Origin of the sequence: Hymenobacter actinosclerus (genome assembly GCF_900111515.1) — a bacterium.
Lineage (GTDB): Bacteria > Bacteroidota > Bacteroidia > Cytophagales > Hymenobacteraceae > Hymenobacter > Hymenobacter actinosclerus.
Genome location: NZ_FOHS01000003.1, coordinates 59,678 through 84,784, shown reverse-complemented (window position 1 = coordinate 84,784; position 25,107 = coordinate 59,678). Strand labels below are relative to the sequence as shown.

The following is a 25,107-nucleotide window of genomic DNA, read 5'->3' as shown; positions in this document are numbered from 1 at the left end:
GTTGGGTCTAACTCCTTATCGGAATCATTAAAAAGAGCGCCTGAATTCCTGTTCGCTTGCTACTTAATGGCAGCTGATTTCAATACAAAATTCGGGCATGAAGCGCCCGCAAGAAACCGTCCGCCAAGCCGCCGGTCCACTCACTCCTCACTCCTCACGCGCCAATTCGCTCCCGCAGATACTGGTATACCTCGGGGTTGCTGAGCAGCGTGCCGTGATGCAGCTGCGGATAAATGCGGGTGCTGATGAGGCGGCCGGGCGGGGCGGCGGGGTCCTGGAAAATGCGGCCGGCGGCGCTGCCGGCCCCCACCAGTCCGTCGCCGAAGTAGTCGTGCAGGGCCGAGCTGGCCGATTTCAGCAACGAGCCCACCAGCACGTGGTAGCGCACCTTCGGCAGCAGCGGTACCACCGTGCGGGGCGGAAACAGGTCGTCGGCGTGGGGGCTCTGCCAGTCCTGCTCCACGAGCAGGGCGTGGCGCAAATCCTTGATGCCATTGCTGCGCTGGTCGAGCAGGCCGCTGATGGCGCGGGTGGGCCAGAGGTTGATTTTGCGCAGTACCAGGCTGGTCAGGTGGCTGTTCTGCTCCAGAAACGAGCCGTCGTTGGGTACGCCCAGCAGAAACACGTCGCGCAGCCGCTCCAGCCAGGGGGCGTAATTCGCTGTTCGCTGTTCGTTTTTCGTTGGCTGACTTTCGGAGGAGGTCAGGCCATCAGCTTCGGCCAGAGCCGCCGCGGGGCCAGCGGGGCCAGCTGTTTCGGGAGCCGCGTCAGCAGCCTGCCCAGCAGGCCCATTCCCATCCTTCTCAACTTCCAATATTTCACTTTTAACTGACCCGTAATACCCGGCCGAGCGGATGAGCAGGCCGCCCATGCTGTGGCCCACCAGCACCAGTTCGCCCACGGCTGCGGGGTAAGTGGCCACCAGCTCCGTGAGCAGCTCGTGGAGGCGGCGGCCGTTTTCAGAAATGTGCAGGCCCGAGTTGTAGCGCACGTACAGGCAACAGAGGTCGGGCAAATCCTGCTGCAGGCGCGGGCCGAAGCGCAGGTCGTCGGGGCCGTGGCCGGTCTGCCAGATAACTTCGTCGCCCATCAGCCCGTGCAGAAACACCACCGTGGTGCGCGGCCGGCCGCCGGGTGCCGGCTGCAGGTCGAGGTCGGCCACGGCCACATCGGCGGCGTAGCGGCGGAAGCTGAGCTGGATGGCGCGCCGGTCGTGGCGGGCGGCCAGCTGGTCGCCGAAGGCCCCGTTGAGCACGGGCAGCGTAAAGTGCAGGTTGTCCTGGCCGATGCGGTAGAGGGCGCCGGCCCCGTCGAAGGGGGCACGAGCGGCGCGGCCCACGGCGGCAGCCACCCGGCGCCAGCGCGGGCGCCGGGGCGCAGGAGTGGCATCTTCGGAGTCGAAGTGCTCGTCGGATTCAGGAATTGGCTCGGAAGCTTCGCTCATTGAAAAATCAGTTGCCGGTTGTTAGCGGCCGGGCGTCGGTGCTTGCGCTGCTGTTGAAGGTTGAACGCTCAATCACTGCCCGAAAAGGACTTCAGCACACCTAATTTACAAGGTAGCTGCTAAACCGAAGAGGCGCCGTAGCTACAACGCGTCAGGTTTGCGGGTTGTTTGCCCCAGCGGCCGGAGCCGGCAGCACGGCGCCCAAGGCGGCGCCGGCCAGCAGCCCGCCCACGTGGGCGGCATTGTCGGTGGTGTGGGATTCGAGGCCGCCTACCAGGCTGCTCACCATAAAGTAGAGCACGAACACGCCCAGCGCCGCCCGCTCGGAGCGGTTGAGCGAGGCCGGCCGGCGGGCTAGGGTGGCCAGCAGCAGCCCGTAGAGCCCGAAAATGGCTCCCGAAGCCCCCACCGAGTTCACGCCCTGGCTGTGCCACCACAGGCTGGCCAGGCTGCCGGCCACTCCGCTCAGCAGGTACACGCCCAGCAGGCGTTTGCTGCCCACCATGCGCTCGGCCAGCAGCCCCAGAAAAACGAGCGTGAGCATATTGAGCAGCAAATGCCCGAAGCCGCCGTGCAGGAATACGCTCGTCAGCAGCCGCCAGGGCTGCCCGGGCAGCGTAAGGGCCGAATAGTTGGAGCCCCAGCGGATGAGGTCGGCGCCGGCGGGCTGCAGCAGGTTGGCGCCGGCCAGCCCCAGCAGCAGGTAGGCCCCCAGGTTCAGCCAGAACAGCGCCGGGGTGGTGCGGTAGCCCGGCCGGAACCCGAAAATGCCCCGTAGCGTGGCTGCCAGCCCCCCCTTTTCGGCCGGTCCGGCTGGTGGGGCCGGCCGGCGCGGCGGCGCGGTCAGGTCGGGCACGAGGCCGCGCCGCTGCAGCTCGCGGCCGGCGGCCTGGCCCACTGCCGGCGGGTACTCGGCCGCGTGGCGGGCCAGGTACAGCAGCTCGGCCTCGGTGTAGCCCACCAGCGGGTCGGTCGGGTCGGGGGGGAGCAGGGCAGGGTCGGGAACGGCAGAATCGGGCATGAGCGACACGGGAAAAGCAGCGCGCCGCTGAAGGCGCATTCCTGCGGCCGGCTTCACAAACCCTGCCAGCCCCCGGCGCCTGCCAGAGTTGCGGCTTTAGCGGTAGGGGGTAAGCCTAGAGGTCGGAAATATTGCCCTGCATTACCTGCTTGCTGGAGTGGCCCAGCAACTGCCCGGCAATATCCGAGGCCTCGGCATCGGCCCGTTTCTGGTCGCGGTCGGTAAACAGCTCGCCGTACATTTCGTAGCGGGTTTTAAAGTTTGAGAGGGCAATGCGGCGCAGCGTGAGGCCCTGCTGCATCAGCGTAAGGCGGGCCTCCATGGTGGGCGTGAGGTGCTGGTTGTAACCCTTGGCTGCCATAAACCAATCGATGCGCTCCAGCCCGATGCCGGCCTGCCCCGGGAATACGTCCGTAACGGAGTCGGTGCTGGCCTGGGCGGTGAGGTGGGCGGCCGTATTTTCGGCCAGCCAGTAGCGGCGGGCCATGCGGGCGTAGCGGCCGGCGGCAGTGGTATCGGCGCGGTCGGCGGCGGGCAGCAGGCTGCGGGTGCGGGCTACCTGCACGGCGGCTTCGGACTCGAACGAGGGCAGCGGCCGCACCACGGTGGCTTCGAGCACAATGGGCCGGGGCGGGGCCATAGCGGGTTTAACGGCCTGGGGGCGCATTATCCACCAGACCAGGGCCAGGCCAACTGCCAGCGCCAGCCCGGCCAGCAGCCATCTGCTTCCGCGGCCGGCCGGCGCGGCATCGTATTCGGTGGGAGCCGGCGGAGTTGCAATTTCGGGAAAGGCGGGCGCGGCGGGCACCAGCGCGCCACGCTGCCTTAGCTCCTGGCGGGCGCGGGCCACCACGCCCGCATCGTAGAAACCCGGGTTTTCGATGAGGTACTGCAGCTCGGCGGTGGTTTTTTGCTGAAACGAATCAGGAGCGGTAGGAAAGCCGGACATAACGGATAGCGGGGCTGAAAGTGGTCGTCAAGTTGAGAAAAAGCCCGGATTTTTCAAGCTGCCGCCGCCAACGCCGCCGCCGCGCGGCCCGTATAGCCTTCAGGCGCCAACTGGTTGACCGGCATCCGGTCGGCCGTCGGCGCACTTATTCTCATTTCCTCATTTTATCCCATATCCATGGCAACTGACCAGAATAATTCCAACGAAGACCTCCAGAACGAACACAACCGCACCCAGCAGCAGGTGGCCAACACCGGCAACAACGCCCCGCGCCCCGAAAACGTGGGGGGCACCAGCGTACAGCAGCAGGGCGGCAAGTCGCTTACGTCCTCGCCCGACTCGGAGGGCACCCACGGGGGCAACCGCGGCGGTAGCCACGACGGCGGCGCCCAAAGCGCCCAGGGCAGCAGCAACCGCGGCGGCCAGCCCGGCGCCGACCAGAAAAACGACGGTGGCGGCTCGGACAACGAAAACGCCGACCAGACCAAGAACACTACCGCCTACAACACCGAGTACTCCAATGCCCGCTCGGCCCCCAGCTCGGCCAACGACGGCGGCAAAATGGGCGACGCCAACAATCCGGCCTAAACCGGGTCGCCACCACAACTCCCACAGCGTTTAATTTTCCAACCCGATGAAAGACTCTGCTAAGAAAGACCAGCCCGGCAACGCCGCTGATATGGTAGCCGACGGCGCCGGCTCGGCCGCCCAGCAAACCGATTCGCAGGCCACAGCCGATTCCAACCCCGAAGCCGCCATTCCCGAAAGCACCCAGGAAGACATGGGCGACGGCGCGGGTATCCGCGGCGGCTACGGCGACAGTGACCAGACCAACGGCAAGGAAGGCTAACATATTTGTTATTCGTTCTTTAGTTCGCTATTCAGCAGGCGGCCCGCAGTACCTGATAATCGGGTAGTGCGGGCCGCTTGCTGAATCTGGAAAGTCAACAAACGAATAACGAGCCACGCAAACCGAAAGACAACTGGCCCATGCGCAACCTGCTTCTCTGCCTGCTGCTGCTTGCCGCCAGTGCGGCCCACGGCCAGAACCCGCTGCCACGGCTGCTGCGCACCGATCCGGGGCTGGCGGCCGTGGCCCAACAGGCGGGTGAGCATCGGCTGCAGATTCTGTACACCCAAATCCGGCGCGACCGGCAGGGGCGGCCGCACTTGCGCTCCTACAGCTACCGGCTGCGGCCGCGCGAGTACTTCTACCCGGCCAGCGCCATCAAGCTGCCCGCCGCCCTGCTGGCGCTCGAAAAGCTGCACGACCTGCGCCAGACCCAGCCCGAGCTGCGCAGCGACGCTCCGCTACGCATCGGGGCTGCCGGCTGGGGCCAGACGCCGGTGGAGCGCGATACCACCAGCGCCGACGGCCGCGCCAGCCTGGCCCACTACGTGCACAAAATGCTGCTCGTGAGTGATAATGATGCCTACAACCGCCTGTATGAGTTCGTGGGGCCGGCCGGGCTGCAGCAGGGGCTGCGCGCCCACGGCCTGCGCCGCACCGTGCTGCGCCACCGCCTTTCGGTCGGCGACCAGGATTCCACGGCCCGCCACACCAACCCGCTGGCCCTGTACACCGATACCACGCTCGGCCGGCCGCTGTACCTGCAGCCGGCGGCCTATTTCGGGGGGCGCTGGCCGCGCGGGCCACGGCGGGGCCGCCGCATTGGCAGGGCGTACCTGCAGGGCGGCCAGCGCATCAGCGGCCCGCTCGATTTCAGCGACAAAAACGCCGCCACCCTGGCCGATTTGCAGCGCAGCCTGCAGCTGGTGCTGCTGCCCGAAACCGTGCCGCCGGCCCGGCGCCTGCGCCTCGATTCGGCCGACCGCTGCCTGGTGCTCAACAGCCTGTACCAGCTGCCCCGCCAGAGCCGGTTTCCGCGCTACCCCGAGGCCGGGTATCCCGACAATTATGCCAAGTTTCTGCTGGCCGGCGGCCCGGCCGGGCCGCTGCCGGAAGGCGTGCGTATCTACAATAAAATCGGGCTGGCCTACGGCTTCCTCCTCGACAACGCCTACATTGTCAACCCCACCACGGGCGTCGAATTCCTGCTTAGTGCCGTTGTTTACGTGAACTCCAACGGCGTGCTCAACGACGACACCTACGACTACGATTCCGTTGGTTTCCCGTTTCTGCGCCGCTTGGGTGAAGTGGTGTACGAGCACGAAACCCGCCGCCGCAAATAACCTTTCCGCCCGCTATATTGCCCTGCACATGAACATCCTTTCAGCTCTGTCGAGGCTGCTTCTGGCAGGCCTGCTGGTTTCCGTCTTACTCTCTTGTGAAGCCCGGCCGGAGCCGAAAATGGAAGACGGGTTCCTGGTTTGCAGTATGGCCGATATCCTGCAAAACCCCGCCGGCTTCGATCAGAAAAAAGTAAAAGTGCCCGGCGTTTTCGTTTACAACGCCGATAATGCGGCCATTCGCCGCAACTGGCCCAACAGCTCCGACCAAATCGGCCTGGACTTCAGCGCCTTGGTAGGGGAGTTGGGGCCGGACGTTTTGGGTGCTCTGAAGGAGGAGAAAATCGTGATAAGCGGCATCTATTACATCGACCGAAAAGGGCCTCAGAACCAATACCAAGGCACCATTAAGTGCCTGGGCATCGGCGGCTACTGAACCGGCCCCTCCGCCATGTCGCGCAACCCCTACCACCTGCCCCTGATTTGCTCCGTGCACGAGTACCGGGCGCAAGTAGCCGCCGACCCCGACCAGCAGCTGGTAGAGCTGGCGGCCGAAGTGCCCGGCCTGGTGCTGGATCTGCGCTACGCCACGCCCAACAATCTGGCCGGCCGGCCCCTGTACCCCCGCGCCCGGGCCCTGGCCCGGCGGCCGGTAGCGGCGGCCCTGGCGCGGGTGCAGGTCGCGCTGGCCCCCTACGGCGCGGGCCTGTGCGTGTACGATGCCTACCGCCCCTACCACGTAACGCGCGAATTCTACGAGCTGATTGGCGACGAGAACTTCGCGGCTCCGCCCTGGCGCGGCTCGCGCCACAACCGCGGCTGCTCGCTCGATGTGGGCCTGGTGCTGCGCGAAACCGGCCAGCCGCTGCCGCTGCCCACCGCCTTCGACGAGCTGACGCCCGCCGCCCACGCCCGCTACCCCCATTTGCCGGCCCACGTGCTTTTCAACCGCAGCCTGCTGCTGGCCGCCATGCGCCAGCAGGGTTTCCAGAATTACCCCGCCGAGTGGTGGCACTTCGACCACCCCCGCTGGCCCGAGTTCGACCTGCTGGATTTGTCGTTTGAGGAGCTTTTTTGAGCTGCAAGCTACAAGCCACAAGCTGCAAGTACGTTCAAGCTTGTGGTCCAATCAAAGAGCCTGGCCCAGCTGCAAAATATCTGAGCCACAAAATATAAGCCACAAGCTTGAACGTGCTTGCAGCTTGCAGCTCAAATAGATTGCAGCTCTCTAAAGAGCCAGGCCCAACTGCTGGCCTATTTGGTCGTCCTGGCTTTCGAGGGTGGAGAGGGTGATGCCCAGCAGGCGCACGCCCAGCGGCACGGGCAGCAGCGCCTGTAGCAGCTCGCGGGCTAGGCGCTCGGCCTGCTCGCGGTGCTGGAGCGGGGCGAATAGCGTGCGGCTGCGGGTAATCTGCTGGAAGTCGGCGTACTTGACTTTGAGTGTGAGCGTGCGGCCGCGCACGCCCAGCCGCTCGGCGTGGCCCCAAGTGCTTTCCAGGCAGGGCACGAGGCGGGCCCAGAGGTCGTCGTAGCTGGTCAGGTCGTGCTCGAAGGTGGTTTCGTTGCCGATGGATTTACGCACCCGGTCGGGGCGCACGGGGCGCGGGTCCTGGGCGCGGGCAATGAGGTAGTAGTGCCCGCCGGCCTTGCCGAAGTGCTGGCGCAGAAACGCCTCCGACTGCTGCCGCAAATCGAGGCCCGAGAAGATGCCGAGCGCGTTGAGCCGCGCCGCCGTGGCCGGCCCGATGCCGTGAAACTCGCCCACCCGCAGCTGCTCCACGAAAGCCAGCCCCTGCTCGGGCCGGATAACGAACTGGCCGTTGGGCTTGCGGTAATCAGAAGCCAGCTTGGCCAGAAACTTATTGTAGCTGATGCCCGCCGAGGCCGTCAGCTGAGTTTTTAGCAGGATTTCGGCCCGGATTTCGCGCGCCACTTGGCTGGCCAGCGCCACGCCCTTCAGGTTCTCGGTTACGTCGAGGTAGGCCTCATCCAGGCTCAGCGGCTCAATCAGCGGGGTGTACTCGGCAAAAATAGCCCGAATCTGCCGCGACACCTCCTTGTAGACCTCGAAGCGCGGCTTCACAAACACCAGTTCGGGGCAGCGCCGCCGCGCCAGCGCCGACGACATGGCCGAGCGCACCCCGAACTGCCGGGCCTCGTAGGAGGCCGCCGCCACCACGCCCCGCTCCCGGGAGCCGCCCACCGCCACCGGCCGCCCCCGCAGCTCGGGCTGGTCGCGCTGCTCCACGGAGGCATAAAACGCGTCCATGTCGAGGTGAATAATTTTGCGGGTTTCGGCGGCGGGGTCCACTGGTGCAAAGGTAACCACTGGCGCGAAGCCTTCCCCGGCATCCCAGGGCTGAAGCCCTGGGCTAATCAGCGGCTGAAGGACGGGCCTGGTATGCGCCAGCCTTAATCCTGCACCGGCTCCAGCGGCGGCAGGTTGGCTGGCTGGCCGGGCTTGGCCCTGCGGCTGACCAGGAACACGCCCAGGAAAATCAGCAGGCCCTGGCCGGCCCGGTCCCAGGTGAGGTGGTCTTTGCCCAGGCTCACGGCAATGAGCACGGCCAGCGCGGGTTGCAGGTAGATGTAGGCGCCCAGCAACGACGGCGAGGCGTATTTGAGGGCCCAATTGTTGAGCAGGTAGGCCATAATCGTTACGCAGATAACCATGTAGGCCACCGCCACCCAGATACCGGGCGGGAAGCTGGCGTAGTCGGCGGTAGTAGCCTGGTGCCAGCCGGTAGGCACGGCCAGCACCGCGCCCACCAGAAAAATGCGCTTCAGCACCGTAAACGGGTGGTACTTGCGCATGAGGGGCATCACAATCACCAGGTAAATGCCGAAAAACATAGCATTGAGCAGGATATAGATGTCGCCGAGCAGCTCGCTGGGGGCGCCGGCCACCACCGGGCCCCGGCTGAGGATGATGCTGGCCGCCCCCAGCCCGGCAATGCCCACGCCCAGCACCCGGCGCAGCGTCAGCTTTTCGCTCAGCAGCACCGCCGAGGCCAGCACCGTGACCACCGGCGCGATGGTTTGAATCAGCGAGGCGTTGATGGGCGAGGTGAGGTTGAGGCCCGAGAAGAACAGCAGCTGGTTGAGCCCGATGCCCAGCACCCCGCAGGCAATGGAGCGCAGGTTGTCGGCGCGGCCCGTTATGCGGTCGTGGGGCGCGGCCAGGCGGTGAGCGACGGTAAAGAACAGCGTGGCGCCTACAATCCGCAGCAGCACCAGCCCAAACGGGCCCATGTAGCGCGGCATCACGTCTTTGGAGATACTGTAGTTGGCCGCGTAAATCAGGGCCACCACGAACAGGGCCGCGTGGACCTTAACGGAGGTTTTCATTTCTTTTGAGCTTCAGGCTGCAAGCTACAAGCTGCAAGCTGACCGCCTGTCATCCTGAGCGGAGCGAAGGACCTTATCACATGTCAAAGGTTCGTTCAAACGTGATAGGGTCCTTCGCTCCGCTCAGGATGACAAGGTGCCCCTGACACCTCCCGCCCGAAGCTTGTAGCTTGAAGCTTGAAGCCTGTAGCTTGCAGCTCACAAAGCCTCCCGCCCAAAGCTTGTAGCTTGCAGCCTGAAGCTTGCAGCTTAAAAAAATGACTGGTTCTCTTTTCGATTCCGACCCCGCACCTGTTTCCAAACCCGCCCCGCCGGCCGCCAATGCCCCGCTGGCTGAGCGCATGCGGCCCCGCACGCTCGATGAGTACGCCGGGCAGCAGCACCTCATTGGGCCCGAGGGGGTGCTGCGGCGCTACCTGAGCGCCGGGCGGCTGCCTTCGCTGATACTGTGGGGGCCGCCGGGCGTGGGCAAAACCACGCTGGCCAACCTGCTGGCCGCCGAGCTGGGCAAGCCTTTCGCCTCGCTGAGCGCCGTGAATGCGGGCGTGAAGGACGTGCGGGAGGTAATCGAGCGGGCCCGCAAGAAGCCGGGCACCATTCTGTTCATTGATGAAATCCACCGCTTCAGCAAAAGCCAGCAGGACGCGCTGCTCGGGGCCGTGGAGCAGGGCGTGGTGACGCTGATTGGAGCCACCACGGAAAACCCTTCGTTCGAGGTGATTCCGGCCGTGCTCAGCCGCTCGCAGGTGTACGTGCTGGAGCCGCTGGGCAAGGAGGTGCTCACCAGCCTTGTCGATAAAGCCTTGGCCGAAGACGCGGTGCTCCGGCAAAAAAAGGTGCGGGTGCAGGACTACGGGGCCCTGCTCACCATCTCGGGCGGCGACGCCCGCAAGCTCCTCAACCTGCTCGATATCGTAGTGGAAGCCACCCGCCCCGACCCCAAAACCGGCGAAATCATCCTCACCGACGAAGGCGTGCAGCAGCTGGCCCAGCAGCACCTGGCCCGCTACGACAAGGGCGGCGAAATGCACTACGACGTCATTTCGGCCTTCATCAAGAGCATCCGCGGCTCCGACCCCAACGCGGCCCTCTACTACCTTGCCGTGATGCTCGAAGGCGGCGAGGACGTGAAGTTCATTGCCCGCCGCCTGCTTATTCTGGCCTCCGAAGACGTGGGCCTGGCCAACCCCAACGCCCTGATTCTGGCCCAGAGCTGCTTTCAGGCCGTCACGGTGATTGGCCTGCCCGAATCGGATATTATTCTGGGCCAGACGGTGGTGTACCTGGCCACCTCGCCCAAGAGCAACGCCAGCTACAAGGCCATCCGGGCGGCGCGGGCCCTGGTGCGCCAGCAGGGCGTGCAGCCCGTGCCGCTGCCCTTGCGCAACGCCCCCACCAAGCTCATGAAGGAGCTGGATTACGGCAGCCAGTACCAGTACTCGCACGACTACCCCGGCCACTTCGCCTACCAGGAGTTCCTGCCCGAAGCCCTCAGCGGCACCACCTTCTACCACCCCGCCGACAACCCCGCCGAAGCCAAAGCCCGGGAACGGCTGCGCGAACTGTGGGGCCAGAAGTACGACATGTAGAGACGCCTATTTGCGTCTCGGCGTTGAACAGCCGCGTTACGAGTTCGAACGGCCGCGTTATGGGTTCGAATGGCCGCGTTATAGGTTCAATCAGCCGCGTTACGAGTTCGAACGGCCGCGTTATAGGTTCGAATTGTCGCGTTATGGGTTCAACTAGCCGCGTTACGGGCTTGAACGGCCGCGTTGCGAGTTCAAACGGCCGCGCTATAGTGCGGTTTTCGAATTTGTGGATTGGTTGTAGAGACGCGACCCATCGCGTCTCGGCGTTGAACGACCCACCCGGCGCGGCCTTCGCAACCTCAGCAACATCAGCAACGAGGAGACGCGATGGGTCGCGGCTCTACAGGCCGTTCAGCAACCTGAAATTAACGGCTTGTGTTGTGGGGTTGAAATGCGCCGCTTCCGGGTGGAAAACGGGTAGCTCAAGGTTGAGCGACGCTGTTCCGCCCGCCAAACGGCCCGTTGGTTGAATCGGCGGCGGCGGGGCCGTTAACTGCTTACATTTGTTAGCAGACCTCACTTGTCTACCCTACTTCCATGCGACAATTCTTTAAATACGTGCTGGCTACCATCACCGGCATGCTCCTTTTGGGCGTTATCAGCACGCTGCTGATGATAGCGCTTATTGCCGGGCTGGCCTCGTCCGACAAAACCGTGACGGTGGCCAAAAACTCAGTGCTGGAGCTCAAGCTCGATAAGCCGATTGGCGAGCGGGGCTTCGAGAACCCGCTCGCCGGTTTCACGGGCGGGCAGGCCAGCACGCTGGGGCTGCACGAGCTGAAAACGGCCATCCGCCGGGCCACCAAAGACGACGATATCAAGGGCGTTTTCCTGAACCTGGAGCTGGTGCAGGGCGGCATGGCCTCGCTGGAGGAAATCCGCCACGAGCTGCTCGAATTCAAGAAAAGCGGCAAGTTCATCGTCAGCTACGCCGATGCGCAGTCGGAGAAAAGCTACTACCTGGCCTCGGTGGCCGATAAGCTTTACCTCAACCCCCAGGGTACGCTCGAATTCAACGGCCTGAGCTCTGAGCCGACCTACTTCAAGAACCTGTTCGACAAGCTGGGCGTGGAGGTACAGATTTTCCGGGTTGGCACCTATAAGAGCGCCGTAGAGCCTTATTTCCGCACCAGCATGTCCGACTCGGCCCGGCTGCAAACCTCCACCTTCCTCAACTCGCTCAACAACGCCCTGCTCGCCGACGTGGCCGCCTCGCGCAGCATCGCCCCGGCCCGCCTCAAAGTCATTTCCGACTCGATGCTGGTGCACAACGCCGACGACGCCAAGCGCCTCAAGCTGGTAACCGACCTGGGCTACTACGACCAGGCCACCGACTACATGAAGGGCAAGCTGGGTCTGAAAAAAGACGCCAAGCTCAGTTTGCTCGACCTGGGCGACTACGCCAAAAACAATGAGGACGACCTGGGCTCGGGCACCGATAAAATTGCCGTGGTGTACGCCGAGGGCGACATCGTAACCGGCAAGGGCGGCAACTCCAGCATCGGCAGCACCCGCTTCGCCGAGGCCATCCGCAAGGCCCGCTTGGATGATAAGGTGAAGGCCGTGGTGCTGCGCATCAACTCGCCCGGCGGCTCCTCGCTGGCCTCCGACATCATCTACCGCGAGGTGATGCTGACCAAGAAAGTGAAGCCCGTCATTGCCAGTATGTCGGACGTGGCGGCCTCGGGCGGCTACTTCATCGCCATGGGCTGCGACACCATCGTGGCCCACCCCACCACCATCACCGGCTCGATTGGCGTGTTCGGCGTACTGCCCAACTTAGGGCCTTTCCTGAGTGATAAAATCGGCATCACCACCGACCGCGTGACCACCGGCAAGTTCTCCGATTTCCCGACCGTCACGCGCGCCCTCACGCCCTACGAGACGCAGCAGTTTCAGGCGGAAATCAACCGCATCTACGCCGACTTCACCACCAAAGCCGCCGCCGGCCGCAACATGCCCGTCGAGCGTCTGCGCCGGTTCGCCTCGGGCCGGGTATGGTCGGGTACCGATGCCAAGGCCCGCGGCCTCGTCGACGTGCTGGGCTCGATGGATGACGCCCTGCGCATTGCCGCCCGCCGCGCCAAGCTGAAAGAGGGCGACTACCGCATCCAGCAGCTGCCCCGCCAGAAAACCTTCGCCGAGGAAATTTTCAGCTCCTTCGGGGCCGAAGCCCGCCAGCGGGCCGTGAAGGAGGAAATGGGCCCGTTCTACCCCATGTACGTGCAGTACAAGCAGCTCTCGGAGATGCGCGGCGCCCAGGCCCGCCTGCCCTTCGAGCTGAACGTGCGGTAGTAATTTAGTTGTCAGTTGTTGGTTGTCAGTTGTCAGTCCGATTGTGGAATGGCAGCTGACTTCCGTTTTACTGACGACCGATAACTATCAAGGAACCCCTCTCAACGGACAACTATTAACCGACAACTGACAACTAATCATGCAGCAGCTCCGCGAAGCCACCGCTTACCTTCAGAACACCCTGCAAGACTTCCGCCCCGAGGCGGGCATTATCCTGGGCACCGGCTTGGGCGCGCTGGCCAACGAAATCGAGGTGCAGCACCGCTTCAGCTACGCCGACATTCCGCACTTCCCGGTGTCGACGGTGGAAAGCCACGCCGGCGAGCTGCTGGCCGGTACGCTGGCCGGCAAGCGGGTACTGGTGATGCACGGCCGGTTCCACTTCTACGAGGGCTACAGCATGCCGCAGGTGGTGTTTCCGGTGCGCGTGATGAAGCTGCTGGGCATCCGCAACCTGCTGGTGAGCAACGCCGCCGGCGGCCTGCACCCCGACTACGACTACGCCGACCTGATGCTGCTCGAAGACCACATCAACCTGCAACCCACCAACCCGCTGGTCGGCAAAAACCTCGACGAGCTGGGCCCGCGCTTCCCCGACATGCTGGAGCCCTACGACCTGCGCCTGCTGGCCCTGGCCCAGGAGGCGGCCCGCGACCTCGACCTGAGCCAGTATATGCGGCGCGGCGTGTACGCCAGCCTGCCCGGCCCCATGCTCGAAACGCCCGCCGAGTACCGCTACCTGCGCACCATCGGGGCCGATGCCGTGGGCATGAGTACCGTGCCCGAGGTAATTGCCGCCGTGCACATGGGCCTGCCGGTGCTGGCCGTATCCGTCATCACCGACCTGTGTGCCCCCGGCAAGCTTAAAAAAGTGAACATCGCCGACATCCTGCGCACCGCCGCCGTCGCCGAACCCCGCCTTACCGCCCTCATTAAAGCCGTGCTGGCCAAGCTGTAAAGGCTGCGCATCCGCTGCCTTCTGAGCCTTGGTGAGACCTTCCGTCTGCCTAAACAAACCGAGCCCCGTGGGGGCGGCATACCTCGTTGAACGATGGTTGCCGCCCCCACGGGGCTCGGTTTGTTTCCCGGATTCTTGGGCTATAAACATAGCGCCCTGCCGGGGCTCACAAACGAATTACAGGCGCTACCTGTGCTTGAAATGCTCATCTTAAAGTAGTTTTCAGGTTAATATACCGGAGGGTGAGGAGCTACGCCAGCACGGCCAGCGCATGTTTAGTTAGGCGCGACTACTTAACATCTATCAGCCGTTGATGGGCGCCTCGATGAGCACGAAGCGCGTGTCGGCGGCGCACTCCAGGCTTACCTGGTCGGTTTCCCAGAGGCCGATACTGTCGCGGGGGCCGACCGCCTGCCCCGCCACGGTTACGCTGCCGCTGATGACGAACAGAAACAGGCACTTGTTGGTGGGGTTGAAGCGGTAGTCCACGGTTTGCGGGGCGTCGTAGTAGCCCAGCATCAGCTTGGCGTTCTGGTTGATCCAGCAGTGGGCCGCGCCTTCCTCACCGCTCACGATGGTGGTGAGCTGGTTGACGCGCTGGGCCTCCGGAAACTGGCGCCGCTGGTAGCGCGGAGTGATGTTCTGCTGCTTGGGCTCCACCCAGATTTGCAGGAAGTTCACCTCGTCGTCGCCCACGTTGTACTCCTCGTGGCGCAGGCCGCTGCCGGCGCTCATAATCTGCACCCAGTCCTTATGCACCACCTCCTTGTAGCCCAGCGAGTCGATGTGGTTCATGCTGCCGGCCAGCATCACGGAAATAATTTCCATGTTGGCGTGCGGATGAATGCCGAAGCCCTTGCCGGTTTCCACGAAATCGTCGTTGAAGGCGCGCAGCAGGCCGAAGCCGGGGCGCGTGGGGTTGGCGTAGGAGCTGAAGCTGAACGTGAAGTTGCTTTTCAGCCAGCCAATGTCTTTGATGCCGCGCTCAGCGGCGGGGAATAACTTGGTTTGCATGGGGGTAAGGAAAGTAGTGAATTGGTTGAGAAACAGCCGTGGGGAGGCGGGCAATAGGCAAGGCGGGCCGTTGACAAAAGATGCCTGCCAGACCCGTTGCGCGGGCCCAAAAGCCCGCGTCATTCAGGGCCGTCAGGCACTGTCGGCGGGTGCAACCTCGTACAGGCGGTGCATGCCTTTCTTGCCCTTTAAGGGCGCCAGAAAGCCCCGGCGCACGGTTAGCGAGTCGCCCAGCGCATCAACCACGGCCTGCGAAACCAGCAGCGACGTGCCCAGTTCCTTGTTGGCGGCCTCGATGCGGGCCGCCACGTTCACCGGGTCGCCGATGGTGGCCAGCTTGCGCGTGTCCGGGCCGCCGATGTGGCCCACCACCACGTCGCCGTAGTGAATGCCGATGCGGACGCGGAAGCCACACCCGTACATTGTGCGCAGGTAGGGGTTGAGGTGCTCGACGGCCAGCAACATGGCGCGGCCGGCGGCCACCGCATCGGCGGCGGCCGTCGCTTCGTCGTCCATGCCAAAAACGGCCATCAGCCCGTCGCCGATAAAGTCGCTGACGCGGCCCTGGTGGTCGCGGACTACCCCGCTCATCAGCTCGAAATAGCGGTTGAGCACATGGATGATATCGTAGGCGGGCAGGGTTTCGGCAAAAACAGTGTAGTCCTCAATGTCGGAGAAGAGCACGGCCAGCCGCTTCTCCTCGCCCAGCTGCTGGTCGGGGTGCGCCAGCTCCTGCCGGGTCAGGCGCACGTCCAGCTCATCGATAACGGGGCGGCGGAAGCGTACCGGGCCCGCTGTTGCGCTGGTCTGGCAGGCCAGGCGGATGTTGTCGGGCAGGCGCAGGCGCTGGGCCAGGGCCTGCTCGGGGGCGTTGCGCGGCGGCAGGTGTTCGAGGCCGTCGAGCACCTGCACCCGGCAGGTCGAGCAGCGGGCCTGCCCTCCGCAGGCATGCACGTGGGCAACGCCGTGGCGCAGGTCGGCCGCCAGAATGGTTTCGCCGGGCCGGCTGTCGAATTGCTGGTTGTCGGGTAGAACGAGTAAGCGGGGCATACGAGCAGATAAGGATAGCAACACGACCGGGGCCGGGAAGACGATGTCGCCCTCCCGGCCCCGGTTGTCAGGCCGCCCCCGGCGCCAAAGCGACGAACGCGCGGGGGCGCAACGGTTGCCCGGCGGCGGCTTGCGGGTGGGCGCTCCGGCCTAGCGGGCTTGGTCGGCCACCGGCCGGTCGAAGTGCTGCTGGAACCACTTGGTACCCGCGTCTACGTCAGTAGGGGTGAGGTTGTGGCCGGCGGGCGTGTCGAGACGGGTGAGCTGGAAGCCGGCGCCTTCCAGCAGCGCCGCGTAGCGGTCGGATTCGGCCGGCTGCACCATGGGGTCGTGGCTGCCGGGGTTGAAGAATACCGGCGCGCGGCGCGTGGTGGTTACTGCGGGCACCTCGCGGGTGAGCGGCTGCATGGGCCGCCAGAGCAGGGCGCCGGCCAGCAGCTCGGGGTAGAGCAGCAGCAGGCTACCGGCAATGTTGGCCCCGTTGGAGTAGCCCACGGCCACCACCTGGTCGGCCTCAAAGCCTTCCTTCTCGCTGACCTGCTTTAAAAAAGCAGCCAGCTCGTGGGTGCGGAAACGCACGTCGTCCTCATCGAACACGCCCATGCCCAGGCGGCGGAAAAACCGCGGCATGCCGCCTTCCGACACGTTGCCGCGCACGCTCAGCACGTTCACGCCGGGCCCGAAGTTGCGGGCCAGCGGCAGCAAGTCGCGCTCGTCGCCGCCGGTGCCGTGCAGCAGCAGCACCGTGGTGCCGGTAGGCGCGGCGGTGGCGGGCTGATAGATATACTGCAAAGGTTGATAGTTCATGGATTCAGTGGTTAGCTGAACTGACAGGTTAAGTTGGTGTATAGAACGTCATTCAGAGCGGAGCGAAGAATCTCGCTCGAACAGCCGTTGAACGAGTTCACGCCAGATTCTTCGCTGCGCTCTGAATGACGTTCTGCCTACCAATTTACCTTGTCAATTCTGTTAGCTGTTAGCTTTTAGCGGATGGCTAGTAGCTTTTGTTAGGACAGTTTACGGAGCTACCAGCCCGCCGTAGGGGCAAATCCCGCCCCTACGGCGGGCCAGCGTTTCCGTTAGTAATCGAGCTTGGGCAGCGTGGCTTCGAGCTGAGGGCGCAGGCGCTCGTGCTGCTTGGGCAGCATCAGGCCGGTGCCGAGCTGGGCCAGCGGCTCATCCACGGTGAAGCCGGGGTTGTCGGTGGCTACTTCGAACAGCACCCCGCCCGGCTCGCGGAAATAGATGGCGTGGAAGTAGTCGCGGTCAATCTGCTGCGTAACATTGAAGCCCTTGGCCGCGATTTTCTGGCGAAAGTGCGCGTGTGCCGCGTCGTCCTTCACCCGGAAGGCCACGTGGTGCACCGAGCCGGCGGCTACGTGGCCGCGTTTCTCGCTGGGTACTTCCACCAGCTCCACCAGGGCCGCGCCTTCCACCGTGTCGGTGGCGTAGCGGTAGCGGTTCACGTGCTGCTCGATGAGCTTATAGCCGAAAATATCGGTCAGTACATCGGCCGTGCCCTTGATGCTGGCCAGCGTGAGCGTCACGTGGTGGAAGCCGCGGGTGGCCACGCTGGCGTCTACCTCGTCGGTGGTCCAGGGCGTGCGCGGGTCGGGCGTCTTGGATACCACCAGCTCCAGTTTCATGCCGTCGGGGTCGAGCACGGTCAGGTACTTTTCGCCGAACTTCTCGCTGGGCTTGTTGTAGGTAATGCCGTGGGCGTCGAAGCGCTTCATCCAGAAATCCAGGCTGCCCTCGGGCACTGAGTAGCCGATTTCGGTGGCCTGGGCCGTACCGCGGCGGCCGGCCATCATGCCTTCCCAGGGGAAGAAGGTGAGGATGGTGCCCGCCGAGCCCGACTCGTCGCCGTAGTATAGGTGGTAGGTGCTGGGGTCGTCGAAGTTGACGGTTTTCTTGACCATGCGCAAACCCAGGACTTTGGTGTAGAAATCGAGGTTGCGCTGGGCGCTGTTGGTGATGGCCGTGATGTGGTGCAGACCTAAGATGCGGGGTTCCATAGAGTAGGAGTTGTTGCGTGAGGTGAAAGGAAGCGACCTTTGTAGGGTAGCTATGAGCATACGTTTAACTACGGTACGCTTACAAATGTATATACATATAATGTACATACATAGTTTCATGGAAAATATATTTTCTTCCTCAAAACCCTGGAAGGACAGCAATAAGGGGGTAATAGCTTTCGGGTATCAGTGACCAGCCGCGCGGCCGGGCAGTATCGGGCGCCGAGTTAATAAAACACAAACCCCCTGAAGCCGGTACCGGCCTCAGGGGGGCGCTTAATTTGAGTTGGGCTTTTTACGAAAGTCAGCTCGGGCCATGTAGCCGCTTTTCATCAGGGGCAATGTTAGCGCACCGTTTTAAACAGATACATTTCATCCATGCCCGTTTTGTCGGGGCGGTAGAGAAACAGGGTTTCTGCGTTGGCTGCTTCCACCGTGAAATTCTGCGGGTCGCCTTTGTGGTCGATGAGATGGAGCTGGCGGTTATCGGGGTCGGTGAACTTCCAGGTGCCGGCCGTTTCCGAGTAGTCGCTGAGCAGGATGCGGCGGTAGCTGCCATCGGGGGCGAAGCGCAGGGCAAACCGGTCCTTGATGGCGTCGGCCCTGGTGGTTTGGTTGGCGGCAGTGTACTCGCTCAGGTACCAGGTGCTGGTTCGGGTGAGGGAGGCGGCCGTTACCGGCTCGCGGGGTGGCGGCGTGCAACCGCAGTCGATGGGTTCTTTTTCGCAGCTGCCCAGCGTGAGGGCCAGGGCGGCCAGGACCGGGAGCAGAAAACGCTTCATAAGCTTAGCCGTTTGGGAGGAGAACTGCCGATAGGAGCGCCCCCGCCCGGGCAATGGTTGCATCCTCACCCCTTGCTTCAGCGCACGATAACCTGGCGGCGCTGGTAGCTGAGCACCGTGAACACGCCCAGGCCACCCTCAATAGTGCTTTTGATGGCTGAAGGCTGGCCAAACGGGTTGCCGTTGGCATTGCGCGCATCCTGCACCGACTGTAGAAACTGGTAGTAGGGCCGGTCGAGGTGGTAGAGGCTGACAACGAGCGTGTCGTCGCGCTTGAAATCGTAGCCCGTGCCCAGCGAATACTCAGTACCGTTGTTGAGGCGGTCCTCAATAACGTAGTCAGTTTCCGGCTCCTGGTTCACGCGGCGCCGATGAATCTGGAAGCGGTAGTAGTCGAGCGGCGTGGCGGGGTCGTGGAAGCGCATGAGCACGTAGGCCCGGCGGTCGGCTTCGGGCTTGTCGTTGAACACCCACTCGACTGTATCGATGGGCACGAGCACGGGCGCGGTGGCCGTGCCGGTTACGCGGCGGCCCCTGGTGTCGGCCAGCTCCAGGCCGAACGTCTGGCCCGGCCGGGCTGTCAGGCTGCGCAGGCCGATGTGGGTGTAGGCCTTGCCGGTGCGCCTGTCTACGCCGGGCGCGAACTTGAGTGCCTCGCGCCGGCCGTCGGGCAGTGTGAGCGTGGCCGTTACGTCGGTGGGGACCTGGGGCGTGGGCGCGGCCAGGTAGTCCACCGATTCGGTGACGGTGATGCGCGGAACGTCGCCATTTTCGAGGTAGGCCTCCACCACCAGTTGGGCCGGATAGGCGGGCAGCACCACGTCGATATCCTTCTGCAGCCCGCAGCCCGCCAGCGCCGCGCCGCCCGCCAGCAGCCCCGCCAGCACCCCGGCCCGCAGCGCCCGAACCGGAATCAACCCCCGCGAAATTCCCGAAATCGGCATCATCGGCGCTTAGAATTTAAAGTTGTAGGTCACCGACGGAATCACCGGAAACAACGACACCTGCCGGGCCCGGAAGCTGGTCACCTGCTCGGTCTGCTCGTCCTTCACCTGATCGAAATACACGAAATACGGGTTGCGGCGGTTGTAGGCGTTGTACATGCTGAACGTCAGGTCCGACTCCGGGAACCAGCGCGTGGGCTTCATCTGCCACACCACGCCCAGATCGAGGCGGTTGTAGGGGGCCAGCCGGTAGGTGTTGCGCTGGGGGTAGATGGGCACGGCTGAGGCTTCGGAGCCGTACACATCCTGGAACCCGAAGCGGCCCAGCGGCAGGGTAGTGGCCTGGCCCGAGCTGAACACGAACGAGCCCGAGAGCTTCACCCGCTCCGAAAGATTGTGGATAACCACGGCCGTCAGGTTGTGGCGCCGGTCGTAGCTGGGGTAGAACGTGTTGCCGTTGTTGATGCCCGAGGTGCCGCGCTGGGGCGGGAAGCGGCGCTTGGTCCAGGCCAGGGTGTAGCCCAGCCAGCCGGTGGTGCGGCCCTGCTTTTTTTCGAGGTAGATTTCGTTGCCGTAGGCCCAACCCTTGCCGAACAGGAACTCCGAATCGAGGTCGGGATTCACGAACAGCTGGGCGCCGTCCTTGAAGTCAATCTGGCGCTGGGCCCACTTATAATACACCTCGTTGGTGATGAGGTAGCGCCCGTCGCCGAGCAGCCAGCTGACGCCGCCGGCCACCTGCTGGCTGCGCTGGGGCCGCACCGACCCGCGCGAAGGATACCAGATATCAGTCGGCAGCGAGGCGCCCGAATTGGTGACCAAATGCACGTACTGGTACATGAGCGCGTAGCTGCCCTTCACCGACACGGTGGGCGACACCGCGTAGCGGGCCGCCGCGCGCGGCTCCAGCCCGCCGTACCGCTGCCCACCCGACTGAAACCCCGAGGCCCGCAAACCGGCCTCAAACTGCCACTTCTCCGACGGATTGTACACGTCCGACACGTACACCGCGCCCTCCTGGCCCAAGTAGCGGATGTCGGAGCCCAGGTTGAGGCGGCCGTCGCCGGAGCCCGCCCGCAGCCGGCCGGTGCCGAAGCGGTGGGCCGTGGCCGTGAGGCCTACCTTTAAAGTGTGCTGCTCATTGGGCCGGTAGTCGAGGTCGGAGCGCAGGTTCAGGTCCTGGATGTCGGAGGCCAGGTTGAAGGAAAACTGGTCGAGCTTGTTGCTGATTTCGTACTTGTAGCCGGTGTAGGAGGCAGTGGTGTTCAGAAACAGCCGCGAATTGAACTGGTGGCTCCAGCGCAGCGCCGCCACCCGGTTGCCCCAGTTGAAATCGAAATTGAAACCCTGCCCCGAGCCGAAACTGAACGCGTCGTTGCCCAGGTAGCCGCTCAGAAACAGCTCGTCCTTGGCGCCCAGCTTGTAGTTGGCCTTGGCGTTGAAATCGTAGAAGTAGTAGTCGGGAATGGGGTTGAAGTCGGGGTCGTCTTTGTTCAGGTTGTTGATCTGGCGCGTAAACACGTCGAAGTAGGTGCGACGGCCGGCCACCAGAAACGCGCCCTTGCCCTTCTTAATCGGCCCTTCCACCGTCAGGCGCGACGAAATCAGGCCCAGCCCGCCGCTTACCCCAATCTTGTCGGAGTTGCCGGGCCGCAGCTTCACATCGACCACCGACGAGAGCCGGCCGCCGTACTGCGCCGGAAACCCGCCCTTGTACAAATCCACCGACTGCACGGCATCGGGGTTGAAGACCGAAAACAGGCCGAATAAATGGCTGGGGTTGTACACCAGCGCATCGTCGAGCAGCACCAGGTTCTGGTCGGCCGAGCCGCCGCGCACAAACAGGCCGCTGGTGCCCTCGCCGCCGTTCTGCACGCCGGGCTTGAGCTGCAGCGTTTTCAGAATATCCACCTCGCCAAACAGCGCGGGCAGCAGTTTGGCCTCCTTGGCCGTGAGGCGCTCCACGCTCATCTGGGTGGTCTGCAGCTTCTGCTGCAGCGTGCCGCTGCCCTGCACAATTACCTCGCCCAGCTCGTTGCCGGCCGCCAGCAGCTGGAAGCTCTGGCGCTGGTCGCGGGTCAGGTTCAGGTCGCGGCTCAGGGGCTGATAACCGATAAACGATACCACCAGCTGGTAGCGGCCGGCGGGCAACTCCAGGCGGTAGGCCCCGGTTTCGTCGGCGGTAGCGCCCAGGCCCAGGGCGGGCACGGCCACGGTGGCGCCGGGCAGTGTTTCGCCGGTGCCGGCCGCTTTCACCAGCCCACCAAGCGTGTACCGGACCTGAGCAAAGGCGGCCGCGGGCAGCAGCAGGCAGGCCAGCAGAAAGAGCCCGAAGGCGAACCGTAAATTCATCAAACCTAACCGAGCAGTAGCGCACAAAGGTAAGTCCGCGTTCTGCAAACCCGGCGCCGGGTCGAATGTTGCCGCTGCTTTCCGGCAGTGCCGCCCCCCCCCGTAAAACAGCCTGCAACCAACTGCCCGCAGCCCGACGGATCCGAACCGTAACCGGCGCGGCTGGGCTACTTCATTGCTCCCTGGATGGCCTGGCTGATTTGGGCGGCGGGCACCACGCCGGCCTGCCGCCACACCGGCTGGCCCTTGTGAAACAGGATGAGCGTGGGAATACTCTGGACCCGGAACTGCTGGGCCGCTGCCTGATTTTTATCAACGTCAATTTTGATGACTTTGAGCTTGCCCTGGTGCTGGCTGGCCACCTGCTCCAGAATGGGGGCCATGGTTTTGCAGGGCCCGCACCAGTCGGCATAAAAATCGACCAGCACCGGCATGCCGGGGCTGTTGATGAGCTCGGAAAAGGATTTCTTAGGCATAATGAGCGAAGTATGAGGTGTGCTGCCGACCCACTAACGGGTGGTGCCTGTCTGTACGAAGCTGCCCGGTAAAAGTAGGCGGCCGGGGCACCTGCACGCAAAAAAGCCCGGTGCAGCGGCACCGGGCTTTCATTGCCTGACAAATGCAGCGGACTAAACCACTGGCTATTGTTTGCTTATCAGGTTCACGTCGTTGGCTACTTCGGAGAAGCTGAAACGGCCACCCACGACTTTCTTGCCGTTTACCTGGCACTCCCAGGTGTAGGAGCCGGGGGCCGCCGTGCCGGCCTCACCCGAGCTGGCCTTGAAGTAATCGGCCTCGGTGGCCAGCGAGGGGTACACCACGTCGATGCCGTTCTGGCCCTTCTCAATTTCCTTAACCAGCGTGTACTCCTTGCCATTGCGCTGGCTGATTACCACAAACTTGGCCGTGAAGGCGCCCAGTTGCCCGAACTTATCCACCACGCCCAGCTTGACGAAGCTTTCGGTGGATACCAGCCAGGTTTGCGCCTTCGCCTGGGAAGGGGCAAACAGGGTGAGCACGAACACCATGGCAGCGGCCGGCAACAGCCGACGCAGAACAAAATCAAAAGTAGAAAGACGCATAGAAAGCGGTTAAAGTGTGAAAAGCGTGTCGGTGAAAAGGTAGCCTGCACTTCCCAACTACCGCGTGGCAATCAGGTACTATTTGAGAATATAGGCAAGGCGTATTCAAATATAAATCATATTCAGAACACTTTTACAACATTATGGCATTTAATTTATCCGAATAGTATTATTATTTGAATGACGAGTGGCAAAAACTAGGTTAGGGGATTTGACGGCCAACATCGGGCTCGATTTTCGTTCCCAGGGTCCTGGCTCATCGGGCGGTGCTCCAGCGCTGGCGGGCGGGGGCGGGGCGGCAAAATCACCAAAACCCAGCGGCGGTCTGCGGGTTGTTTTTTCGTCTGTTACCCCAACTGTTATTTTCGTTTGTATGCCTGCTGCTGCTTCTGCTATAGCCGCCGGAGAGCCGGGTGGCAGCCGGTGCGCGCTGTGCGAGCGGGAAGTGCAGCGAACCTCCCGCCACCACCTGGTGCCCCGCGAAGAGGGCGGCCGCCACGGCCCCACCACCGACCTCTGCCAGCCCTGCCACAGCACCATCCATCTGTTGCTCGACAACAAAACCCTGGCCCGTCGTTATGCCGGCATCGAGCAGCTGCGCAACGCCCCGGAGCTGCAGAAATACCTGCACTGGATTCGCCGCAGCCGAATAGAGCGCATCAGTAACCGCCGGGGAAAGCGGTGATAGGGAGAGGAGCCGTTGTCATCCTGAGCGGAGCGAAGGACCTATACAGAAGGTAATTTCAAAAGATAACACCATCTATATAGGTCCTTCGCTCCGCTCAGGATGACAGTACCTTTACCCCGCCCCTGCATCACCCCATCACCCTATCATCTCAGCACTCCAGCATGTCCCGATACTTTGTTCCGTTCCAGCAGCTGCGCCGGCAGCCGACTATTGTGGTGGATAGTACGGGGCTGGGCGCGGCACTCACGCTGGCGCACTGGCGCGGCGCGGCCACGCCCGAGGCTCTGCGCGACGATACCAGCGCCGGCTCGGCCCTGCGCGCCCTGCACGCGCCCGAAACACCCGGCCTGCAGGCCCGCGCCGTAACGGCCAACCACTTCGATATCGACGGGTTCGTGGGCGTGTGGGCGCTGCTGAACCCCGTGCTGGCCCTGCGCTACGAAACCCTGCTGCGCCTCGTGGCCACGCTCGGCGACTTCCGCGAAATCGACTGGCAGCACCCGCTCGCCAGCCACGCGCTGCAGCTGGTGTGCTGGCTGAACGCCGAAGAGAAGGCCCGCTTCTACGAACCCTTTGGCGCCCCCGCCCGCCGCCGCCGCGAAGACGAGGCCTCGGCCGAGAAGTTCGCCTGGTTCCTGCCCCGCTTCGCGGAGTTGTTGGAAAACCCCGAAGCCGGGCGCGCCGCCTGGGAGCCCGAATTTGGGCGCGTGCAACAGGCCGTAGCCGTGGTGCAGAGCCCCGCTACCACCGTGCGCCGCTACCCCGCCATCGGCCTGACGGTGGTGCAGACGCCCGCGCCGCTGCCCTACTATGCCCTGTTCGGCCCCAGCATCGGCACCGATATGGTACTGAGCCTCTACGACGGCCAGCGCTATGAATTCGAGTACAAGTACACCACCTGGATCGACCTGGAAAGCCGCCCCACGCTGCCCCGCCTGCCCCTCGCGCCCCTCACCGACCGCCTGAACGCCCTCGAAACCACCCCCCGCCGCTGGACCCACGAAGGCATCACCGACACCGGCCCGCTGCTGCGCCTCAGCGGCCGCACCCTCAGCAAGCCCCAGCGCTACGCCGACCCCGACCAGCGCCCGATTTTTGAGTCGTCCATTATGCCCGACGTGCTGGAGCAGGAAGTAGTAGCGTTTTTCGAGGCTGGCTACGCGGGCATCGAGCCGAAGCGGTACTGGACCTGGCCGGAGATAAAGGCGATGGGGATGTAAGGGGAGAGGTGATGGGGCGATGGAGTGATAGGTGATGGGGAAATCAGGAACGTGTCATTCTGAGCGGAGCGAAGAATCTCGCGTGCCATGGTAACCCTATCGTCAGGAGTTGCCATGGCACGCGAGATTCTTCGCTCCGCTCAGAATGACACCCCTTCTACTG

Annotated in this window: 24 protein-coding genes; 10 read left to right on the top strand and 14 right to left on the bottom strand. The window is 63.7% G+C overall.

The genetic code is table 11. From position 1 onward, the window contains the following. Nucleotides 1-154 precede the first annotated feature (154 nt). The 3 genes from BMY67_RS11960 to BMY67_RS11950 all read right to left on the bottom strand — a co-directional run bounded on the left by BMY67_RS11960 (nucleotide 155) and on the right by BMY67_RS11950 (nucleotide 3,414). On the bottom strand, nucleotides 155-1,444 hold the full coding sequence (locus BMY67_RS11960; protein ID WP_092771865.1) for an esterase/lipase family protein: 1,290 nt from the start codon (nucleotides 1,442-1,444) through the stop codon (nucleotides 155-157). Between the two features lie 151 nt (nucleotides 1,445-1,595). Next, the gene (locus BMY67_RS11955; RefSeq protein WP_143069803.1) at nucleotides 1,596-2,465 is read right to left on the bottom strand and encodes a rhomboid family intramembrane serine protease; all 870 of its coding nucleotides are present in this window, start codon (nucleotides 2,463-2,465) and stop codon (nucleotides 1,596-1,598) included. A 115-nt stretch (nucleotides 2,466-2,580) separates the two neighbouring features. Continuing rightward, nucleotides 2,581-3,414 (bottom strand): hypothetical protein, encoded by an 834-nt coding sequence (locus tag BMY67_RS11950; protein ID WP_092771861.1) that lies wholly within the window; start codon nucleotides 3,412-3,414, stop codon nucleotides 2,581-2,583. Nucleotides 3,415-3,591: 177 nt separating this feature from the next. Here BMY67_RS11950 and BMY67_RS11945 point away from each other — a divergent pair, with 177 nt between their 5' ends. The 5 genes from BMY67_RS11945 (at nucleotide 3,592) to BMY67_RS11925 (ending at nucleotide 6,682) form a co-directional block, all read left to right on the top strand. Then, nucleotides 3,592-4,002 carry a hypothetical protein gene (locus BMY67_RS11945; RefSeq protein WP_092771859.1) on the top strand — a complete coding sequence of 137 codons (411 nt, stop codon included), beginning with the start codon at nucleotides 3,592-3,594 and terminating at the stop codon, nucleotides 4,000-4,002. 46 nt (nucleotides 4,003-4,048) lie between these two features. Continuing rightward, on the top strand, nucleotides 4,049-4,264 hold the full coding sequence (locus BMY67_RS11940) for a hypothetical protein (RefSeq protein WP_092771857.1): 216 nt from the start codon (nucleotides 4,049-4,051) through the stop codon (nucleotides 4,262-4,264). Nucleotides 4,265-4,404: 140 nt separating this feature from the next. Next, on the top strand, nucleotides 4,405-5,607 hold the full coding sequence (locus BMY67_RS11935) for a serine hydrolase (protein WP_092771855.1): 1,203 nt from the start codon (nucleotides 4,405-4,407) through the stop codon (nucleotides 5,605-5,607). Nucleotides 5,608-5,752: 145 nt separating this feature from the next. Further along, complete coding sequence (locus BMY67_RS11930) at nucleotides 5,753-6,040, top strand: hypothetical protein (RefSeq protein WP_143069802.1); 288 nt, start codon at nucleotides 5,753-5,755, stop codon at nucleotides 6,038-6,040. A gap of 15 nt (nucleotides 6,041-6,055) precedes the next feature. After that, nucleotides 6,056-6,682 (top strand): M15 family metallopeptidase, encoded by a 627-nt coding sequence (locus BMY67_RS11925; protein WP_092771851.1) that lies wholly within the window; start codon nucleotides 6,056-6,058, stop codon nucleotides 6,680-6,682. 150 nt (nucleotides 6,683-6,832) lie between these two features. Here BMY67_RS11925 and dinB read toward each other — a convergent pair whose 3' ends face one another. Beyond that, entirely contained in the window at nucleotides 6,833-7,915 is a 1,083-nt protein-coding gene (gene dinB / locus BMY67_RS11920) for a DNA polymerase IV (RefSeq protein WP_092771849.1), read from the bottom strand. A 101-nt stretch (nucleotides 7,916-8,016) separates the two neighbouring features. Then, nucleotides 8,017-8,952: a DMT family transporter gene (locus BMY67_RS11915; RefSeq protein ID WP_092771847.1), complete on the bottom strand. Its 936-nt coding sequence runs from the start codon at nucleotides 8,950-8,952 to the stop codon at nucleotides 8,017-8,019. 341 nt (nucleotides 8,953-9,293) lie between these two features. Here BMY67_RS11915 and BMY67_RS11905 point away from each other — a divergent pair, with 341 nt between their 5' ends. From BMY67_RS11905 to BMY67_RS11895, 3 genes are all read left to right on the top strand, one after another. Continuing rightward, nucleotides 9,294-10,541 carry a replication-associated recombination protein A gene (locus BMY67_RS11905; protein ID WP_092771843.1) on the top strand — a complete coding sequence of 416 codons (1,248 nt, stop codon included), beginning with the start codon at nucleotides 9,294-9,296 and terminating at the stop codon, nucleotides 10,539-10,541. Nucleotides 10,542-11,078: 537 nt separating this feature from the next. Further along, nucleotides 11,079-12,836, top strand: coding sequence for a signal peptide peptidase SppA (sppA, locus tag BMY67_RS11900; protein ID WP_092771841.1), 1,758 nt, complete (start codon nucleotides 11,079-11,081; stop codon nucleotides 12,834-12,836). A gap of 139 nt (nucleotides 12,837-12,975) precedes the next feature. Next, on the top strand, nucleotides 12,976-13,794 hold the full coding sequence (locus BMY67_RS11895; RefSeq protein WP_092771839.1) for a purine-nucleoside phosphorylase: 819 nt from the start codon (nucleotides 12,976-12,978) through the stop codon (nucleotides 13,792-13,794). 303 nt (nucleotides 13,795-14,097) lie between these two features. On the opposite strand, the gene BMY67_RS11890 is transcribed toward BMY67_RS11895, so the two are convergent. The 9 genes from BMY67_RS11890 to BMY67_RS11850 form a co-directional block, all read right to left on the bottom strand. Next, on the bottom strand, nucleotides 14,098-14,808 hold the full coding sequence (locus tag BMY67_RS11890) for a pirin family protein (RefSeq protein WP_092771837.1): 711 nt from the start codon (nucleotides 14,806-14,808) through the stop codon (nucleotides 14,098-14,100). Nucleotides 14,809-14,940: 132 nt separating this feature from the next. After that, nucleotides 14,941-15,858 (bottom strand): adenylate/guanylate cyclase domain-containing protein, encoded by a 918-nt coding sequence (locus tag BMY67_RS11885; RefSeq protein ID WP_092771835.1) that lies wholly within the window; start codon nucleotides 15,856-15,858, stop codon nucleotides 14,941-14,943. Between the two features lie 150 nt (nucleotides 15,859-16,008). Beyond that, the gene (locus BMY67_RS11880; RefSeq protein WP_092771833.1) at nucleotides 16,009-16,665 is read right to left on the bottom strand and encodes an alpha/beta hydrolase; all 657 of its coding nucleotides are present in this window, start codon (nucleotides 16,663-16,665) and stop codon (nucleotides 16,009-16,011) included. Nucleotides 16,666-16,937: 272 nt separating this feature from the next. Continuing rightward, nucleotides 16,938-17,876, bottom strand: coding sequence for a ring-cleaving dioxygenase (locus BMY67_RS11875; protein WP_092771831.1), 939 nt, complete (start codon nucleotides 17,874-17,876; stop codon nucleotides 16,938-16,940). Nucleotides 17,877-18,220: 344 nt separating this feature from the next. Beyond that, on the bottom strand, nucleotides 18,221-18,658 hold the full coding sequence (locus BMY67_RS11870) for a hypothetical protein (protein WP_092771829.1): 438 nt from the start codon (nucleotides 18,656-18,658) through the stop codon (nucleotides 18,221-18,223). A 77-nt stretch (nucleotides 18,659-18,735) separates the two neighbouring features. Then, complete coding sequence (locus BMY67_RS11865; RefSeq protein ID WP_092771827.1) at nucleotides 18,736-19,605, bottom strand: DUF4249 domain-containing protein; 870 nt, start codon at nucleotides 19,603-19,605, stop codon at nucleotides 18,736-18,738. 6 nt (nucleotides 19,606-19,611) lie between these two features. Next, nucleotides 19,612-21,954 carry a TonB-dependent receptor gene (locus BMY67_RS11860; RefSeq protein ID WP_092771825.1) on the bottom strand — a complete coding sequence of 781 codons (2,343 nt, stop codon included), beginning with the start codon at nucleotides 21,952-21,954 and terminating at the stop codon, nucleotides 19,612-19,614. A gap of 167 nt (nucleotides 21,955-22,121) precedes the next feature. Beyond that, entirely contained in the window at nucleotides 22,122-22,430 is a 309-nt protein-coding gene (trxA, locus tag BMY67_RS11855) for a thioredoxin (protein ID WP_092771823.1), read from the bottom strand. Between the two features lie 165 nt (nucleotides 22,431-22,595). Next, nucleotides 22,596-23,036 (bottom strand): hypothetical protein, encoded by a 441-nt coding sequence (locus BMY67_RS11850; protein WP_143069801.1) that lies wholly within the window; start codon nucleotides 23,034-23,036, stop codon nucleotides 22,596-22,598. A 373-nt stretch (nucleotides 23,037-23,409) separates the two neighbouring features. Here BMY67_RS11850 and BMY67_RS11845 point away from each other — a divergent pair, with 373 nt between their 5' ends. Together BMY67_RS11845 and BMY67_RS11840 are read left to right on the top strand one after the other, a co-directional pair. Beyond that, nucleotides 23,410-23,721, top strand: a complete 312-nt coding sequence (locus tag BMY67_RS11845) for a restriction endonuclease (protein ID WP_092771819.1) — start codon at nucleotides 23,410-23,412, stop codon at nucleotides 23,719-23,721. Between the two features lie 164 nt (nucleotides 23,722-23,885). Next, nucleotides 23,886-24,944: a DUF6687 family protein gene (locus tag BMY67_RS11840; RefSeq protein WP_092771817.1), complete on the top strand. Its 1,059-nt coding sequence runs from the start codon at nucleotides 23,886-23,888 to the stop codon at nucleotides 24,942-24,944. Nucleotides 24,945-25,107: the final 163 nt, after the last annotated feature.

What these genes read in the sequence shown, in the direction of transcription:
- BMY67_RS11960 (WP_092771865.1), bottom strand. Translation starts at nt 1,444, where the DNA reads ATGAGCGAAGCTTCCGAGCCAATTCCTGAATCCGACGAGCACTTCGAC.
- BMY67_RS11955 (WP_143069803.1), bottom strand. Translation starts at nt 2,465, where the DNA reads ATGCCCGATTCTGCCGTTCCCGACCCTGCCCTGCTCCCCCCCGACCCG.
- BMY67_RS11950 (WP_092771861.1), bottom strand. Translation starts at nt 3,414, where the DNA reads ATGTCCGGCTTTCCTACCGCTCCTGATTCGTTTCAGCAAAAAACCACC.
- BMY67_RS11945 (WP_092771859.1), top strand. Translation starts at nt 3,592, where the DNA reads ATGGCAACTGACCAGAATAATTCCAACGAAGACCTCCAGAACGAACAC.
- BMY67_RS11940 (WP_092771857.1), top strand. Translation starts at nt 4,049, where the DNA reads ATGAAAGACTCTGCTAAGAAAGACCAGCCCGGCAACGCCGCTGATATG.
- BMY67_RS11935 (WP_092771855.1), top strand. Translation starts at nt 4,405, where the DNA reads ATGCGCAACCTGCTTCTCTGCCTGCTGCTGCTTGCCGCCAGTGCGGCC.
- BMY67_RS11930 (WP_143069802.1), top strand. Translation starts at nt 5,753, where the DNA reads ATGGCCGATATCCTGCAAAACCCCGCCGGCTTCGATCAGAAAAAAGTA.
- BMY67_RS11925 (WP_092771851.1), top strand. Translation starts at nt 6,056, where the DNA reads ATGTCGCGCAACCCCTACCACCTGCCCCTGATTTGCTCCGTGCACGAG.
- BMY67_RS11915 (WP_092771847.1), bottom strand. Translation starts at nt 8,952, where the DNA reads ATGAAAACCTCCGTTAAGGTCCACGCGGCCCTGTTCGTGGTGGCCCTG.
- BMY67_RS11905 (WP_092771843.1), top strand. Translation starts at nt 9,294, where the DNA reads ATGCGGCCCCGCACGCTCGATGAGTACGCCGGGCAGCAGCACCTCATT.
- sppA (WP_092771841.1), top strand. Translation starts at nt 11,079, where the DNA reads ATGCGACAATTCTTTAAATACGTGCTGGCTACCATCACCGGCATGCTC.
- BMY67_RS11895 (WP_092771839.1), top strand. Translation starts at nt 12,976, where the DNA reads ATGCAGCAGCTCCGCGAAGCCACCGCTTACCTTCAGAACACCCTGCAA.
- BMY67_RS11890 (WP_092771837.1), bottom strand. Translation starts at nt 14,808, where the DNA reads ATGCAAACCAAGTTATTCCCCGCCGCTGAGCGCGGCATCAAAGACATT.
- BMY67_RS11885 (WP_092771835.1), bottom strand. Translation starts at nt 15,858, where the DNA reads ATGCCCCGCTTACTCGTTCTACCCGACAACCAGCAATTCGACAGCCGG.
- BMY67_RS11880 (WP_092771833.1), bottom strand. Translation starts at nt 16,665, where the DNA reads ATGAACTATCAACCTTTGCAGTATATCTATCAGCCCGCCACCGCCGCG.
- BMY67_RS11875 (WP_092771831.1), bottom strand. Translation starts at nt 17,876, where the DNA reads ATGGAACCCCGCATCTTAGGTCTGCACCACATCACGGCCATCACCAAC.
- BMY67_RS11870 (WP_092771829.1), bottom strand. Translation starts at nt 18,658, where the DNA reads ATGAAGCGTTTTCTGCTCCCGGTCCTGGCCGCCCTGGCCCTCACGCTG.
- BMY67_RS11865 (WP_092771827.1), bottom strand. Translation starts at nt 19,605, where the DNA reads ATGATGCCGATTTCGGGAATTTCGCGGGGGTTGATTCCGGTTCGGGCG.
- BMY67_RS11860 (WP_092771825.1), bottom strand. Translation starts at nt 21,954, where the DNA reads ATGAATTTACGGTTCGCCTTCGGGCTCTTTCTGCTGGCCTGCCTGCTG.
- trxA (WP_092771823.1), bottom strand. Translation starts at nt 22,430, where the DNA reads ATGCCTAAGAAATCCTTTTCCGAGCTCATCAACAGCCCCGGCATGCCG.
- BMY67_RS11850 (WP_143069801.1), bottom strand. Translation starts at nt 23,036, where the DNA reads ATGCGTCTTTCTACTTTTGATTTTGTTCTGCGTCGGCTGTTGCCGGCC.
- BMY67_RS11845 (WP_092771819.1), top strand. Translation starts at nt 23,410, where the DNA reads ATGCCTGCTGCTGCTTCTGCTATAGCCGCCGGAGAGCCGGGTGGCAGC.
- BMY67_RS11840 (WP_092771817.1), top strand. Translation starts at nt 23,886, where the DNA reads ATGTCCCGATACTTTGTTCCGTTCCAGCAGCTGCGCCGGCAGCCGACT.